Genomic DNA, 14,774 nt, shown 5'->3' on the forward strand with positions numbered 1-14,774 from the left:
GGAGCCCGGAGATGACGACGTGACGGTGACCGAGGCGGCACAGACCGACCACTTCGATTTCCCGTCGTACCAGATGCCACCGCGGCTGTCCGACACCACGCGGCACCTGTGCGGCGCGGCCTACCTCGACCAGGACTACGCCGAGACGGTGATCAGAGAGGTGATCGAGGACGAGCGGCGTGCCGTCGCGCCCTCGTTCGGCTTCGATCTCAACGCGGTCGTCCGACACTGCTTCCGGGCACAGCGCCGCTACCTGATCCGCGACAGCCTCCTGTTCGGGCTGCTCGTCATCGGTGTGCTGACCTCGATCACCGCCACGGTGGGCTGGGTGGTGCTCGGGCTCATCGTGCTGCTGGCCCGGTCCCGGGAGTTGCGCGAGCTGTCCCTGCCGGTCCGCTTCCTGTTGTTCGGCACGCTGATCACCATCGTGCTGTGCACCGGCGGCCTGTCGCTCGTGCTGCCCCTGCTGAGTGTGTCCACCGGCCTTCAGATCTTCATCGGCTCCCTACTGGGCACCGGCTCCGACCTCAGTGTCGACTCACTGGTCGAGACGCTGCAGCTCAGGGCGGCAGCCGGCGTCTTCGGCTTCCTGGCCTGGCTGCCCCTCCTGCTCGGTGTCGCCACGCTCGTCGTCCTCGTCCGGTTCGAGCGCACCACCCACCGGATCCTGACCGGCGAGCTGGGCCCCGGCAGGCCACCGGTCCTGCCGACCCTGCCCAACGAACGGGTGGCCCGCCGACTCGACCTGGTGGCCCGCGCCCAGTACGGCAACATCACCGTCCAGGAGCGGGATCCCTTTCTGGGCTGCGGTGCGGCCGAGCACGGCTGGTCGTACGCCATCCCGGTGCGGCCCGCCCCCGGCCGGGCCGCCGGCCACGACGGCGGCCCGGAGGCCCCACCGATCGACCAGGCGGAGCTGGGGCCCGCGCTGACCGCGCACGTCCGGGCGGCGGTCCGGCGGATGCGGGAGGATCCACTCCCCCGCGCCGTCCGGGTGCCGGGGCTCTCCCTGGTGCCGCACATCGTCGCCGACGGGGTACGCCGGCAGGGTGACCCGCTGCTCGACCCGGCGACCGGGATGCCGCGCAGCCGCGCCTCGGAAGAGGTGATCGACGTGATCGTCCGGCATCCACAGGGTGGCCTGCGCTACTACGACCGGATCGTCGTCAGCGGCGCCGGCAAGCCCCTGCACACCGCGGACGGACGACTCGTGCTGCCCGAGCAGAGCCTCGGCATCGACATCTCCGCGTTCGTGCACGTCGCCGTCGAGGGTGGGTTGCTCTACGTCGAGTTCGTCACCACGGTGATGCCACCCATCAAGGGCCGGTACGCGCTTGTCGATCGGCTGCAACCCGAGCAGTCGATGGTCCGGATCGTGCGTGACGTGCTGGCCAACATGGTGACCGACTCGGTGCTCAGCGGCTGGCGCCTCGTCAAGCGGCTGCGGCACGATCGAGGCATGAAGACCCGGATGGACGACGCGTTCGCCGCGAGCGAGCAGTTCCGGACGCACGACTACGGTGCCCGGGTCAGTGTGCGTCAGCTCGTCGCCGAGCGGAACGCGGTCAAGCACCTGCAACTGCTCGACGAGTGGAAGTACACCAAGCTCCTGGAGCGGGCCGTGTTGGAGGCGGTCGTGTCGTTCCTGAGCGAGCGTGGCCTGGACACCGGCAATCTGGTGCAGCGCGCGTCCGAGGTCCAGAACATCTTCGGCAACGTCAACACCATCTTCGGCGGGCAGCAGGCGTTCGACAGCTCCAATGTGACATTCGAACAGCACAACTAGGAGGCCCTCGATGGCGGACCCGGATCAGCCAGCCCGGTCGATCGTGTTCCACAACACGATCCATGGTGGTATGCAGGCGATCGGCAGCGACCATTTCACGATGGTCCAGCACAACGGGCCCAACGACCTCGCCGAGCGGTTCGACGCGCTGCTGCGCACCCTGAAGGAGCATGTCAGCGACTTCAAGGACCCGGATCGCGCCGGCCACGAGGTGGCCGCGATCGAGGTCGCCCGCGAGCAACGGCAGCGGGATCCGAAGCCGGTGCTGACGTCGTTGGAGACACTTGCCGCGCTGGCCACGGTCGGCGGCACGCTGGCCGAGGCGGTCCGGGCCGCCATCGACATCGTCTCTCAGCACTGGCCGCTCTGACCGGTGGAGACTTTCCCGGGCCGTGAGCGGGCCCGGTGGCGGGTGCGACGCGCACTCCCGGGAGGGTCCGCAGGTCCTCGGCGAACCCCTGGGTGAGTCACGCTGCTGTTAGCGCCAACACCGTCGGTCCGACCGTGCGCGCGGCGGAATGTGGACCCCGCCGACCAGGAGCAGCCGGGCAAGATACGAACGGTCGTCTATGGACATGCCATCCTGTTAACGCTAACGTAGCCGACGACCGTCGATATCTGAGCGTAATCCGACCGTCACGAAGGGCCTGTTATCGCAGGTCCCGGCTGTGCGGTCGACATCGTTCGCGGCGTGGGCGGGTGGAGCGTGGCCGGCACGGGACGGCCCGAGATCACCACCGGGCGACTCGCGCCGAGGGCCGGACGATTCCAGGCCACGGCCACTTCATCGATCACCGCCGCGTCCCCGGGCAGGGCCGCGGGCGGTGGCCGGCAACCGTATCGCCACGTACCGAACCGCCTGTCCCGCCGACCGCGCCGTCGTGACGGCTCTCCCGGCGCAGCACGGCCCCGGTGTCGTCGTACGCGGCCGCAGACCGGGCCACGCCCGCCGTCCCCCTGCTCAGAGTCCGGGCCCGAGCAGGGGGAACGGGCCGGCCCCCGCACATCGTCAATCTCTCACCGATGAGGAGAGCACGTGCGACTCAGACAACCCCAACACCGGCGGCCTGCGCTCATCGCCGCCGCCGCCACACTCGTGCTCGTCGGCGCCGCCCTCACCCAGACCGGCGCCTCGGCGGCCGCCGCCGGATGCCAGGTCACCTACTCGGTCAGCTCCCAGTGGCAGGGTGGCTTCGGCGCCAACGTCACCATCACCAACCTGGGCGACGCCGTCAACGGATGGCGACTGACCTGGACCTTCGCCGCCGGCCAGGCCGTCACCCAACTGTGGAACGGCAGCTACACGCAGGCGGGCAGCGAGGTCACCGTCACCAATGCCCCCTACAACGCCAGCATTCCCACCAACGGCAGCACGAGCTTCGGCTTCAACGGCAGTTGGACCGGCAGCAACCCCGAGCCGGCGTCCTTCGCCCTGAACGGCACCACCTGCACGGGAGGGGTGAGCCCGACGACCCCGCCGCCCACCACGCCACCACCCACGACGCCGCCGCCCACGACGCCACCGCCGACCACCCCGCCGCCCACCACCCCACCGCCGACCACGCCGCCGCCGAGCACGACGCTGCCCTGTGACATCTACACGGCCGGTGGCACACCCTGCATCGCGGCGCACAGCACCACCCGCGCCCTGTACGCCTCCTACAACGGCTCGCTCTACCAGGTACGCCGATCCTCGGACAACAGCACCCGCAACATCGGCGTGCTGTCGCCCGGTGGGCGGGCCAACGCCGCCAGCCAGGACAGCTTCTGCGCGAACACCACCTGCGTCATCACGATCATCTACGACCAGTCCGGACGTGGTAACAATCTCGGTTACCAGGGTGCCGGCGGCGTCGGTGGCGCCGTCCAGCCGGCGGTCGCGAACAAGGAGTCGGTGACGGTCGGCGGCGACAAGGTCTACTCGCTCTACATCCCCGGCAGGAGCAGCTACTGGCGCGACGGTCACCTGACCGGGGTGCCGACCGGCGCCGCCCCCGAGGGCATGTACATGGTCACCAGTGGCACCCACGTCAACAGCGGCTGCTGCTTCGACTACGGCAACAGCGAGACCACCCGCCGGGCCGACGGCGCGGGCGCGATGGACGCGATCTACTTCGGCACCAGTTGCTGGTTCGGCGGCTGCTCCGGCTCCGGCCCCTGGGTGCAGGCCGACCTGGAGTACGGCCTCTACCCCGGCGGCAGCAGCTCCTGGAACAGCAACCAGCGGGCCTTCACCAGCAAGTTCGTCACCGCCACCCTGAAGAACAACGGCACCTCACGCTTCGCCATCAAGGGCAGCAACGCCCAGTCCGGCGGCCTCTACACCCTCTATGACGGGTCGCTGCCACGCGGGTACAGCCCGATGAGGAAGCAGGGCGCGATCATCCTCGGCAGCGGTGGGGACTGCTGCATCGACAACACCAACCAGAGCGTCGGCACCTTCTACGAGGGGGCGATGGTCGCCGGCTACCCGTCCGACGCGACCGAGAACGCGGTGCAGGCGAACATCACCGCCGCCGGCTACCGCTGAGATCCCGCGGCCGCCACCTCCGCCTCGGCGGGTGTGGCGGCCGCGACCAGGTCCGCTACGCCGCGTGGCCCGACTCGGGGAAGCTCCCGAATCGGGCCACGCGTGGGTTCAGGCCGCGCGTCGCGCACGCGCCCATCCGTCACGACCGACCGGATCGGGTACGCCCGGGGCCGGCTCGCGCGGGCTCTGCGCCGTACCGCCGTTGTCGCGGGCGAGGGTGTCGCGCAGCGTGCGGCCCTGCGAGATGTTGAGGACGTTGTCGGTGGTGCCGTGCGGGGCGCAACGGTCGACCGATCGGTCCCCGGGCGGTGCTCCGGCCGGGGTGAGCCCGCGCGGCGACGCCGAGCGACGGCAGGCATCATGTCGGCGTGAACTCAACCCTGGCCGCCCTGCTCGGCTCCGCCATCACCGCCTTCGCATCGCTGTCCGTGGTGTGGGTGCACAGCCGGATCAAGCGGCGGCAGCGGGAGCGCGCCGAGCTTCAGCGGGCGTACGTCCTGGTTCTGTCCGGCGCCCTACGCCTCGCCCACAAGGCCGAGGCGTTGCGGCAGACCAGGTACTGGCGATCGGGCCTTCCGGAGGCGGGTAACGAGCTGCTCGGAGGGCACAAGCCGCTGGGGCCGATGGGGCTGCACGACTGGCTGGCCCGGGACATGGTCACTGTGGAGGCCGCCTGGTCGGAGATCTGGACCCGCGCGGACCAGGACGGTATCGCGCTGGCCAACGGGCTCATGACCGCGTTCAACGCGGTGCTGGCCGCCGCGCTGCGGGCCAGCGGAACGGAGCCGTTCGAGGCGTCCGACGAGATGACGATCGCCAGCCGCCGCCTCGGCGAGGCACGTCGGCAGCTCGCCCTGCACGCCCGCCGGGTCGCCAAACTGGGCCCGCGCGACGTCGACCTGTTCACCGAGCGCGAGTACGGCGTACCGGTGGGCTGAAATCTCGTGGCCGTGTCGCAGCTGGTTTCGCCGCCCACAGAGCGATTGGAGACGCCGCGTGGACTCCACGGTGCTGCATTCGATGGCGCGTCGCTACCTGGAGGCGCGCTACCTGTCGCTGCAAGCCGAGTACCGCACACTGCCCGACTCCGGTCGCCAGCCCGACGGTTATCACCACACGGTGGATGCGCGGCGGATCTTTCCCCGTTATCAGGTGGTGGAGGCCATCCTCGTTGACGTCGAACGACTCGACCCCGACCGCCTTCCCAGCCTCGACGATGTCGCCGGAGTGCTGCTGGCTGCCGCATACGGCGCGCACTCCGATTTCACCACGTCGCCGACGGACGACGTGGCGGCGCAGGCAATCGCCGATGAGCGCCGGCTGTTCGCCGCGCAGGTCCCGCGGTGGAGAGGGCAGCCGGACCTGCGCGGCGACCCGCTCCCGTACCGCCGGGTTCTGACGACCGGGGAGTCGTCGGCCTGGCGCACGTCGCTACAGAAGCGCTGGGGTGTACGCGACGACTGTTGGCACCCCTTGGTGAGCGATGAAGTCCCAACCGATGTCCTGGTGCTGACCGGTGAGTCGATGTGGGAGCACGACGGGGTCGACCAGGTCCGCCGGGCACTGCTGAACCTGCGACGGCGGCGTGTTGTCGAGATTCGCGAGTGGGGCCCCGACCACATCCTCGACCTCGAGATCTTCGCCCCGCGTTACACAGGCGCCGAGGGCCTGTGGACCGACGAGCAGCACGACTGGGTCGCCTACGCGTCGCACGAGGGGACCGTCGCGTTCGGCGGCGTGCTCGCGACAGGTCTGTTCCGCTCATGGGCCGACGTCGGTGAATGGCGGTGGCCCGGGTGGCCGCAACGCCTCACCGAGTGAGTTGCGCGTCTGCCGGGGCCTTGTCGTAGCCACGCACGAGCCGGGGTCTTGTCGTAGCCACGCACGCGTCGGGCCACCCGTGGCCCCTCCGGGACGGGCCGCTCGACGGGCGTGGGCAGGAGGAGGTGGACGACCCCGAGCATCAGTGCCGCCACCACACCGTCGAGCCAGTAGTGGTTGCCGGTGGCCACGACGACCAGCAGGGTGACGAGCGGGTGGGCCAGCCACAGCCACCGCAGGCGTCCGCGGGTCACCGCGACGAGGGCCACGGCCACGGCCAGCGCCCACCCGACGTGCAGGGACGGCATGGCCGCGTACTGGTTGCTGAGGGTGTCGGTGTCGGGTGGACCGTAGACGGTGGGCCCGAACCGGCGGCCGGTGTCCACCAGGCCCGTGAGCGCGGTCAGCCGGGGTGGCGCGAGCGGGACCAGGAGGTGCAGGGCCAGAGCCGCCGCGGTGAGACAGGCGAGCACGCGACGCGTCCACAGGTAGTGCGCCGGGTGTCGGAGGTACAGCCAGATGAGGGTGATCACCGTGGCGGGGAAGTGCACGTACGCGTAGTAACCGTTGGCCAGGTGCGCCACCAGGTCGTTCGCGAGCAGCGGATGCTGGACGGCACCCTCGTCGGGCAGGTGGAACAGCCGCTCGAGGTGCCAGATCGACTCGCCGTTGGCCAGCGCGGTCGACACCCGACCGGCCACCGCCATCCGCGCCAGCTTGTAGAGCAGGAACAGCGTGGCGACCAGCAGCAGCTCGCGCGCCGCGCGGCGTGCCGGAGTGGCCCGCCGGCCGGGTGCCACCGGCTGCGGCACCACCAGTTCGGCGATATCCACAGGCGCCTCGATTCAGTCACTGTCGCCGGGTGAAATGGGGCCGCCACCGTCTGGAGACGGTGGCGGCCCGCTGCGGGTCGGACGTCAGCGCCGGTCGGGCGCCCCCTTCGGCGCGGGGTCGACAAAGGCCTGGTCGAACGCGGGCGCCCCGTCGACCGCGTCGGCGCCGAGCGCCGTCGTCGTGGCGGCGTCCGGCAGGTCGAGGCTGGTCCGCAGGGTCACCGGCCGGAGCAGGAGCGCGGCGATGACACCGACCACCCCGATGGCGGCCGAGATGAGGAAGATGTGCCCGGTGGCGTCGCCGTACGCGGCCCGCACGATGTGCTGGATCCCGTCGGGCAGCGCGGTGATGTTGAGGTTGCTGTCGCCGCCGGCGCCGGAGGCGGGGATCCCGGCGGCGGTCAGGTCACGCGTGATCTGGTCGGTGACCCTATGGGCCAGGACGGCGCCGAGCACCGAGACACCGATGGTGCCGCCGAGCGACCGGAAGAACGCGACGCTGGAGCTGGCCGCGCCGATGTCCTTGAGGGCCACCGTGTTCTGGACGGCGAGGACGAGGTTCTGCATGGTCATGCCGACGCCGGTGCCGACGATGAACATGGCGACGCCGACCAGGACGAGCGACGTCTCGTGGTCGATGGTGCCGAGCAGCGCGAACCCAGCGACCAGGATGATCGAACCGGCGACGATGTACGGCTTGATCCGTCCGGTCTTGGTGATCAGCCGGCCGGCGACGATCGAGGAGCCGAGGACACCGGCCATCATCGGGATGGTCAGCAGACCGGCCTCGGTCGGGCTGTAGCCGCGGCCGATCTGGAAGTACTGGCCGAGGAAGACCGCGCCGCCGAACATGGCCATGCCGACCGCGAGGCTGCCGAGGATGGCCAGCGCGGTGGTGTGCTGGCGCACGATGCCGAGCGGGACCACCGGCTCGGCCGCCCGCGACTCCACCCAGACCGCGAGGGCCAGCAGGAGGACTGCGCCGCCCACCATGACCCCGGTCTGCCAGGAGACCCACGCGAACGAGCCGTCGACGAAGGAGATCCAGATCAGCAGAACGCTCACGCCGGCGGCGATCAGGGTGGCGCCCAGGTAGTCGATCTTGACATTCTCCCGCCGCAGCGTCGGCAGGTGCAGGGTCGCCTGGAGCAGGATCAGCGCGATGACGGCGACCGGCACGCCCACGAAGAAGCACCAGCGCCAGCCCAGCCAGGACGTGTCGACGATGAGGCCGCCGAGCAGCGGGCCGCCGACGGTCGCGACAGCCATGACGCCGCCCAGATAGCCGTTGTAGCGGCCCCGCTCACGCGGCGGGATCATGGCGGCGATCGCCACCTGGACGAGGGCCTGCAGGCCGCCGACCCCGATGCCCTGGAACGCGCGGGCCGCGATGAGCTGTCCCGCGCTCTGCGAGAAGCCGGCGATGACCGAGCCCAGCAGGAAGACCACGATGGCGACCTGGATGAGGAGCTTCTTGTTGAACAGGTCAGCCAGCTTGCCCCAGATCGGGGTCGTGGCGGTCGCGGTGAGCAGGGTCGCGGTGACCACCCAGGTGTACTGGTTCTGGGAGCCGTTCAACGACCCGATGATCTTGGGAAGCGCGGTCGAGACGACCGTACTGCTCAACATCGCGACGAAGAGCACCAGCAGCAGACCGCTGAGCGCCTCGAGCGTCTGCCGATGGGTCATCGGCTCGGTGCCGGCCGTGGTGGTGGGTGCGCTCATCGCGCGGCCTCCAGCTTGTCGTGGGTGACGAGGGCGACGCCGAACAGGGCTGCGCGGGCTCACGAACCCGACATTTGCGCACCTGACTTGGTTGCCTCACGCAAGCATCTACCGATCTTGCCTAGTCGGCAAGTTTGCACATTGAGAAGCCGGTCACTCGACGTACGCTGAGCGCGATGGACGAGATCACCGGCCTACGGGAGCGCAAGAAGGCGGCCACCCGCCTCGCCCTGCACGAGTCAGCCCTGCGCCTCGCGGCCGAGCAGGGCCCCGACTGCGTGACCATCGAGGCGATCGCCGACGCCGCGAACGTCTCCCGACGGACGTTCTCGAACTACTTCTCCAGCAAGGAGGAGGCGCTCTTTCACGGCGACACGGTGCGCCTGCGGCGGCTGTTGCAGCTGGTGTGCGAGCGGCCGAACACCGAGCCGCCGTGGACCGCGCTGAGCCGGGCGGCCGAGAACGTCACCAGGGAATCATCAGATGATCGCGACGGCGGCTGGCTGACCCGACGCCGGCAGCTGCGCGGGCACCCCGGCCTGGCGGCATACCAGGTGGCGGCGTACACGGCGGTCGAGCGCGAGCTGGCGGCGGAGCTCGCACACCGGCTCAGCGGCACGGCGGTGGAGCTGCGCTCCCGTCTGCTGACCGCGACGTTCCTGGCCGCCCTGCGCGTCGCCATCCAGCACTGGATCGACCATCCCGGCCACGATCTGCTGGAGATCGTTCGAACCGCGCTCGCCGAGGTCGCTCCCCCGACCGCCGCCGCACCGGCGGACGACTCGACGACCTGACGCCACGCGCACCGACCGCCGCCCTGCGCGCCCCGCGGCGCAACGACGGCGGGCCCCGTCGCGCCGGCCGCCACCGCTGGCGGCGGTGGTGGCCGGCGGACGAGGCCCGCCGTCGACGGGTCAGCGGTACCCGGCGGTCACCACGTTGGCCTGCACCGCGTTCTCGGTCGCGTCGGACGGATAACCCGCCACCATCGCGCCCTCGTAGAAGGTGCCGGCGCTCAGGTTCGCGCCCCCGTCCGGCTTGCAGCAGTCACCGCCACTGCCCAGGATGATCGCGCCCTGCTTCTTCATGGGGCTGTATCCCGACGGGAGCGAGCCGTCCCACAGCGTGTAGAGGCTGCCGGACTGGGCGTCGCTGCCCTTCATGGCGAAGCGGGACGTGCCGTTGTTCTTGAGCGTCGCCGTGACGAACTTGCTGGTGAACGCCCGCTGGTTCGGGTTCCACGAGCTGCTGCCACCGGGGAACAGGCCCCACTCCAGGTCGGCCTGCACCCAGGGACCGCTGCCGGAGCAACCGCCGAACCAGCACTGCTTACCGAAGTTGATGGCGTCCATCGCGCCGGCGGCGTCGGCCTTGCGCGTCGTCTCGCTGTTGCCGTAGTCGAAGCAGCAGCCGCTGTTGACATGGGTCCCGCTGGTCACCATGTACATGCCCTCGGGCGCCGAGCCGGTCGGCACGCCGGTCAGGTGCCCGTCGCGCCAGTAGCTGTTGCCGGGGTTGATGTAGAGCGAGTACGCCTTGGCGCCACCGACGGTCAGGGACTCCGTGGTCGCGGTCGCCGGCTTGCTCTGCGGCGAGCCCGGAACCACGCTGGAGCCCTGGTACCAGAGGTCGTTCCCGCGCCCGGACTGATCGAAGACGACGGTGATCACGCAGGTCGTGCCGGAGCAGAACGAGTCCTGCGTCGCCGCGTTGGCGGTGCCGCCCGTGCCGGTCAGGCCGATGTTGCGGGTGGTGTTGTCCGACGAGCGCCGGACCTGGTAGAGGTTGCCGGCGTACGTCGCGTAGAGGGCTCGCGTCGTGCTGTGGGCCGCCACGCACGGGGTGCCGCCGGAGGCGTAGATGTCGCACGGGCGCGCGCCGCTCGGCGGCGGGGTGGTGGTCGGCGGGGTTGTGGTGGGCGGGGTGGTCGGCGAGGTCCACTGTTGGTTGGCGCCGCCGTTGCAGGCCCAGAGGATCAGTTTGGTGCCGTTCGCGGTGGCCGCGCCGTTGGCGTCCAGGCACAGCCCGGACTGCACACCGGTGATGGTGCCGTTGCTGTTGACGTTCCACTGCTGGTTGGTCTGGCCGTTGCAGTCCCAGATGATCGCCTGCGTGCCGTTGGTGGTGCCGCGGCCGGAGGCGTCCAGGCACTTGTTGCCGTACACCGTGAGCTGCTTGCTCGACGTCCAGGTCCAGGTCTGCCCCGCCGCGCCGTTGCAGTCCCACAGTTGGGTCTGGGTGCCGTTGGTGGTGCCGGAGTTGGGGACCTCGACGCATCGACCGGACGGGACGCCGACGATGGTGGTGCTCTGCCCGGGTGCGATGGCGGCGGCCAGCCGCGCGGCGGCGGCCTCGGCGGAGGAGGATCCGGCACCGGCCGCCGCACCGACGGTGACGAGGACGAGGACGCCGGCCAGTGCGCTGGCCAGGACGGCCAGGCGCGGGAGGCGACGTCTCGGGATGGGATCGTGGGCCATGCCGGGCCCGGCGGGGGACGGGGTTCGCACGAGGTGGCTCCTCGGAGTCGTGACAGCGTGGAAGTGCCGACGCCGCGGGTGGTGGTGGCGGGGGCAGCCGAATCGATTCGCGGCAATCGTAGGATCAATTTTCGATGAGTGTCAATGTAAGCCCGCTCGGCGGGAGTCCGGCGGTGGCCGTCCGTGCCGACGGCCGCCGCCGGACCTCTTCCGCGACGCCTACCGCCCCCAGATCCGCCAGGTCTGGTTCAGCGGACTGCCCTGGCCGACCGGGTTACAGGTCCACTGCAGGACCGTCGCGCGGGCCGCCGTGGAGACCCCGTTGACGTCGACACACTTGCCGCTGTGCCGGGCGACGAGCTGGTAGTCGTGCGAGTCGTTACCGGAGTAGGTCACCTTCCGGAGGGTGAACTGCTGGTTGAGCCCGTTCTGGCAGGTCCACTGGTGCACTGCGGCGCCGTTGGCGGTGGAGACGCCGCTGACGTCCAGGCACTTGCCGCTCTGCTGGTTGACCACCGTGTACGTGTCGGCCACGCCGGCGACCGGCCGGAAGTTCCAGAGCTGCTGGTCACCGCCCTCGCAGTAGAACTGCTGCTGGACGTTGCCGTCGGCGGTGCTCAGGCCGGTATTGTCCAGGCACTGCTGCGAGTGCTGGGCCACCGCCACCGACTGGAAGCCCACTTCCGAGGGCGGCAGCAGGGTCACCGTGTACGTGTCGTTCTGGTTGGCGTACGGCAGGGTCACCGTGGCGTTGTTGTTGGACACGGTGACGACGCTGTTCGAGACCGTGACCGGCCCCTGCACCGCGCCACCGTTGTTGTACGGGATGCGCTGCGTGAGCACCCGCACCTGGTTGTTCTGCACCACGCCACTCGTCGTGTCGAGGCGTTGCAGGTTGACGGCCAGGTTCCCGGTCGTACGACCGCCACCGACCAGCACCTTCGCCACGCCGCTCGCCTTCGTGGCGTACGCGTCGTAGGACTGACTGCCGGTCACCGAGACGATCTGGCCGCCCTGGGAGGCGTAGTAGCGGTAGACCCACCACTCGCCCTTGGGCTGGTGCTGGCCGGCCGAGTTGCGGATCAGCAGGTTGCCGAGGTCGTTGTGCAGGTTGCCGGCGCTGGCCCAGTTGGCCCGCAGACCGTCCGCGCCGGCCCGCTCCAGGCGCGCGATGTACCAGGCGCCGTCGGCCGGGTTCTGCTCGTTGGACGCCCCGTACTCGTTGATCTGGTACGGGCGGGGATGCGGGATGCCGCGCGGGTCGAGGGTGGCGTTGGCGGCGGCGACGTTGGCGACCGGGTCGCCGGGCAGCGAGTGCCAGCTGATGATGTCCGGCACCGTGTTGGTCGAGCGCACGAAGTCCAGGTACTGGTTCCAGAACGCGTGGTTGGTCGACGGCACGCAGGCGCAGCTCGGCCCGACGATGAGCTGGTTGGGGAACTCCGTCCGGAGGCGCTGGTACGTGCGCCGCCAGAGTTCGAGGTACTGGGAGATCGGCCGGTTCCAGAAGATGGTGATGTTGGGTTCGTTCCAGATGTCCCACTGCACCGACAGGCCGGACGCCCGGACGTCGTTGATGACCCGGGTCAGGAAGTTGTCGTAGTCGGTCCAGTTGCCGTTGTCGCCCGGGAAGCGGGAGATGCCGGCGCCGTCGGCGCCCCACAGGTCGTGCGGCAACAGGATGAACTGCCCGCCGAGGGCGACGGTCCGACGGGCCTGGGCGACTGTGGCGTTCCAGCGGCGGTCGTAGTTTCCGCCGACCCAGCCACTGCCGGGCAACTGCGCACCACCGGCGCGCATGTAGCGGAAGTTGACGTCGCGGTAGAAGTGGTCCGGCGGCCCACTGGCGTTCTCGGTCATGCCGTAGATCCAGCCGGACGCGCGGTAGGTGGGCGTGCCGGTCGTCGTGGAGAAGTTGACGCTTATCGACTCGTCGGCGGCCTGGGCCGGGGACGCGGCGACGGTGACGGCGGTGGTTGCGGCGAGCAGGCCGACGACGAGTCGGGCGACGAGCGCGTGGGCTCGCCCCGACCTGCTGCGGGACGGGGTTTTCACGGGCGGCTCCTTGGTGGGGCGCGGGGGACGCTCTCCGGAGGGCTGCGCTTGCGAATCGATTCGCACGGATCGTAGGTCGGGGACTCACCTGTGTCAATGAAGCGACGATCGCGTGAAGCCGGTGTTTCCCAGCAGCGCCTCCCTGGACGCTCGCCAACCCTTGACCACCGTGCATGGGCGGTCCTATCTTCGTGCGAACCGTTTCGTCGAATCGGTTCGCCTCATGGTCGGACGTGGTCCGGCCCGCGACGGTCAACCCACGACACCCCACCTGACGATCGACTTGAAGTGAGGCAGCACATGACACGACTCAACCGACGGCGGCGCCTGGCCGCCGTTGCCGTGCTAGCGCTCGCCGCGGTGACGGCCAGCGCCTGCTCGTCGTCGTCCGGCGACTCCGACGACGGCGGTGGCGGCGCGTACCTCGTCTGGGACCCGTATCCGCAGTTCGCCGACGACTCCGACTGGGTCGCCCTGCTCAAGAAGTGCGGCACCTCGGCGGGCGTGACAGTCGAGCGGACCGGCTACGACACCACCGACCTCACCAACAAGGCGCTGCTCGCCGCCCAGCAGAGCAACTCGCCGGACGTGCTGATCGTCGACAACCCGGTCATCTCGACACTGGCCGAGGCCGGCGCGCTCACCACCACCGAAGAGAACAAGCTGGACGTGTCGAGCATGGCGGCGAACCTGCTCGGCGCCGGCCAGAGCGCGGGCAAGACGTACGGGGTGCCCATCGGGGCCAACACCCTCGCGCTCTACTACAACAAGGACCTGCTCACCGCCGCCGGCGTCGACCCGGCCTCGGTCAAGGACTGGACGTCACTGACCGCGGCGCTGACGAAGGTCAAGGCCAAGGGCAAGAAGGGCATCACCTTCTCCGCGATCGGCACCGAGGAGGGCAGCTTCCAGTTCCTGCCCTGGTTCTGGGGATCGGGCGCCCAGCTGACCAGCCTGGACTCGCCGCAGGCGGTGTCCGCGCTGAGCCTCTGGACGGACTGGCTGGGGCAGGGCTACGCCCCGAACTCGGTCATCAACAACACCCAGACCACGAGTTGGCAGGAGTTCGCCACCGGCGACTTCGCGTTCGCGGAGAACGGCACCTGGCAGCTGGCCAACGCCGAGAAGCTCGGCTTCTCGTACGGCACCATCGCGATCCCGGCCAGCGCGGGCGGGCCGGCCCCGGCGCCGACCGGCGGCGAGTTCGTCTCCATCCCGGTTCAGAAGAAGACCGGCCGGTACGCGACGTCGCAGAAGCTCGTCACCTGCCTGACCAGCGCCGACAATCTCCTCACCACCGACACCACGCTCTCCTACGTGGCGCCCGTCGCCGCCGTGCAGGACCGGCAGGCTACCGAGAACCCCAAGCTCAAGGTCTGGGTGGAGGCCGTCCGGGCGGCCAAGGGTCGCACCGGTGACAACCTCGGCACGAAGTACCCGAAGATCTCCGAACCCCTGTGGACAGCCGTGCAGGCAGCCCTGAGCGGCGGCAAGTCGCCGCAGGAGGCGCTGACCGCCGCGCAGGCCTCGGCCACGAGCAAGTAAGC

10 protein-coding genes are annotated in these 14,774 nt (G+C 70.1%); 6 read left to right on the forward strand and 4 right to left on the reverse strand.

The window, feature by feature from the left end; genetic code table 11:
* The first annotated feature begins 19 nt into the window (after positions 1-19).
* The 4 genes from AB0B97_RS19820 (at position 20) to AB0B97_RS19835 (ending at position 5,254) form a co-directional block, all read left to right on the forward strand.
* The gene (locus AB0B97_RS19820; protein WP_357495304.1) at positions 20-1,786 is read left to right on the forward strand and encodes a hypothetical protein; all 1,767 of its coding nucleotides are present in this window, start codon (positions 20-22) and stop codon (positions 1,784-1,786) included.
* A gap of 10 nt (positions 1,787-1,796) precedes the next feature.
* Positions 1,797-2,156, forward strand: coding sequence for a hypothetical protein (locus tag AB0B97_RS19825; RefSeq protein ID WP_357495306.1), 360 nt, complete (start codon positions 1,797-1,799; stop codon positions 2,154-2,156).
* A 666-nt stretch (positions 2,157-2,822) separates the two neighbouring features.
* Positions 2,823-4,316, forward strand: coding sequence for an arabinofuranosidase catalytic domain-containing protein (locus AB0B97_RS19830; protein WP_357495308.1), 1,494 nt, complete (start codon positions 2,823-2,825; stop codon positions 4,314-4,316).
* Positions 4,317-4,684: 368 nt separating this feature from the next.
* Positions 4,685-5,254: a hypothetical protein gene (locus AB0B97_RS19835; RefSeq protein ID WP_234582886.1), complete on the forward strand. Its 570-nt coding sequence runs from the start codon at positions 4,685-4,687 to the stop codon at positions 5,252-5,254.
* 762 nt (positions 5,255-6,016) lie between these two features.
* Here AB0B97_RS19835 and AB0B97_RS19840 read toward each other — a convergent pair.
* Together AB0B97_RS19840 and AB0B97_RS19845 are read right to left on the reverse strand one after the other, a co-directional pair.
* Positions 6,017-6,970: a phosphatase PAP2 family protein gene (locus tag AB0B97_RS19840; RefSeq protein ID WP_357495310.1), complete on the reverse strand. Its 954-nt coding sequence runs from the start codon at positions 6,968-6,970 to the stop codon at positions 6,017-6,019.
* 84 nt (positions 6,971-7,054) lie between these two features.
* Positions 7,055-8,695 carry an MDR family MFS transporter gene (locus AB0B97_RS19845; protein ID WP_357495312.1) on the reverse strand — a complete coding sequence of 547 codons (1,641 nt, stop codon included), beginning with the start codon at positions 8,693-8,695 and terminating at the stop codon, positions 7,055-7,057.
* 176 nt (positions 8,696-8,871) lie between these two features.
* Between AB0B97_RS19845 and AB0B97_RS19850 the strand changes: the two genes are divergently transcribed.
* Positions 8,872-9,489 (forward strand): TetR family transcriptional regulator, encoded by a 618-nt coding sequence (locus AB0B97_RS19850; RefSeq protein WP_357495314.1) that lies wholly within the window; start codon positions 8,872-8,874, stop codon positions 9,487-9,489.
* Between the two features lie 120 nt (positions 9,490-9,609).
* On the opposite strand, the gene AB0B97_RS19855 is transcribed toward AB0B97_RS19850, so the two are convergent.
* Complete coding sequence (locus tag AB0B97_RS19855; protein WP_357495316.1) at positions 9,610-11,202, reverse strand: arabinofuranosidase catalytic domain-containing protein; 1,593 nt, start codon at positions 11,200-11,202, stop codon at positions 9,610-9,612.
* A 189-nt stretch (positions 11,203-11,391) separates the two neighbouring features.
* Positions 11,392-13,227 carry an RICIN domain-containing protein gene (locus AB0B97_RS19860; protein ID WP_357495318.1) on the reverse strand — a complete coding sequence of 612 codons (1,836 nt, stop codon included), beginning with the start codon at positions 13,225-13,227 and terminating at the stop codon, positions 11,392-11,394.
* A 300-nt stretch (positions 13,228-13,527) separates the two neighbouring features.
* Here AB0B97_RS19860 and AB0B97_RS19865 point away from each other — a divergent pair, with 300 nt between their 5' ends.
* The gene (locus AB0B97_RS19865) at positions 13,528-14,772 is read left to right on the forward strand and encodes an extracellular solute-binding protein (RefSeq protein WP_357495320.1); all 1,245 of its coding nucleotides are present in this window, start codon (positions 13,528-13,530) and stop codon (positions 14,770-14,772) included.
* The last annotated feature ends 2 nt before the right edge of the window (positions 14,773-14,774 follow it).

Source organism: Micromonospora sp. NPDC049004 (genome assembly GCF_040649315.1).
Taxonomy (GTDB): domain Bacteria; phylum Actinomycetota; class Actinomycetes; order Mycobacteriales; family Micromonosporaceae; genus Micromonospora.

Bases quoted from the DNA above. Each gene is read 5' to 3' on its own strand.
- AB0B97_RS19825 (WP_357495306.1), top strand. From the start codon at position 1,797: ATGGCGGACCCGGATCAGCCAGCCCGGTCGATCGTGTTCCACAACACG.
- AB0B97_RS19845 (WP_357495312.1), bottom strand. From the start codon at position 8,695: ATGAGCGCACCCACCACCACGGCCGGCACCGAGCCGATGACCCATCGG.
- AB0B97_RS19850 (WP_357495314.1), top strand. From the start codon at position 8,872: ATGGACGAGATCACCGGCCTACGGGAGCGCAAGAAGGCGGCCACCCGC.
- AB0B97_RS19865 (WP_357495320.1), top strand. From the start codon at position 13,528: ATGACACGACTCAACCGACGGCGGCGCCTGGCCGCCGTTGCCGTGCTA.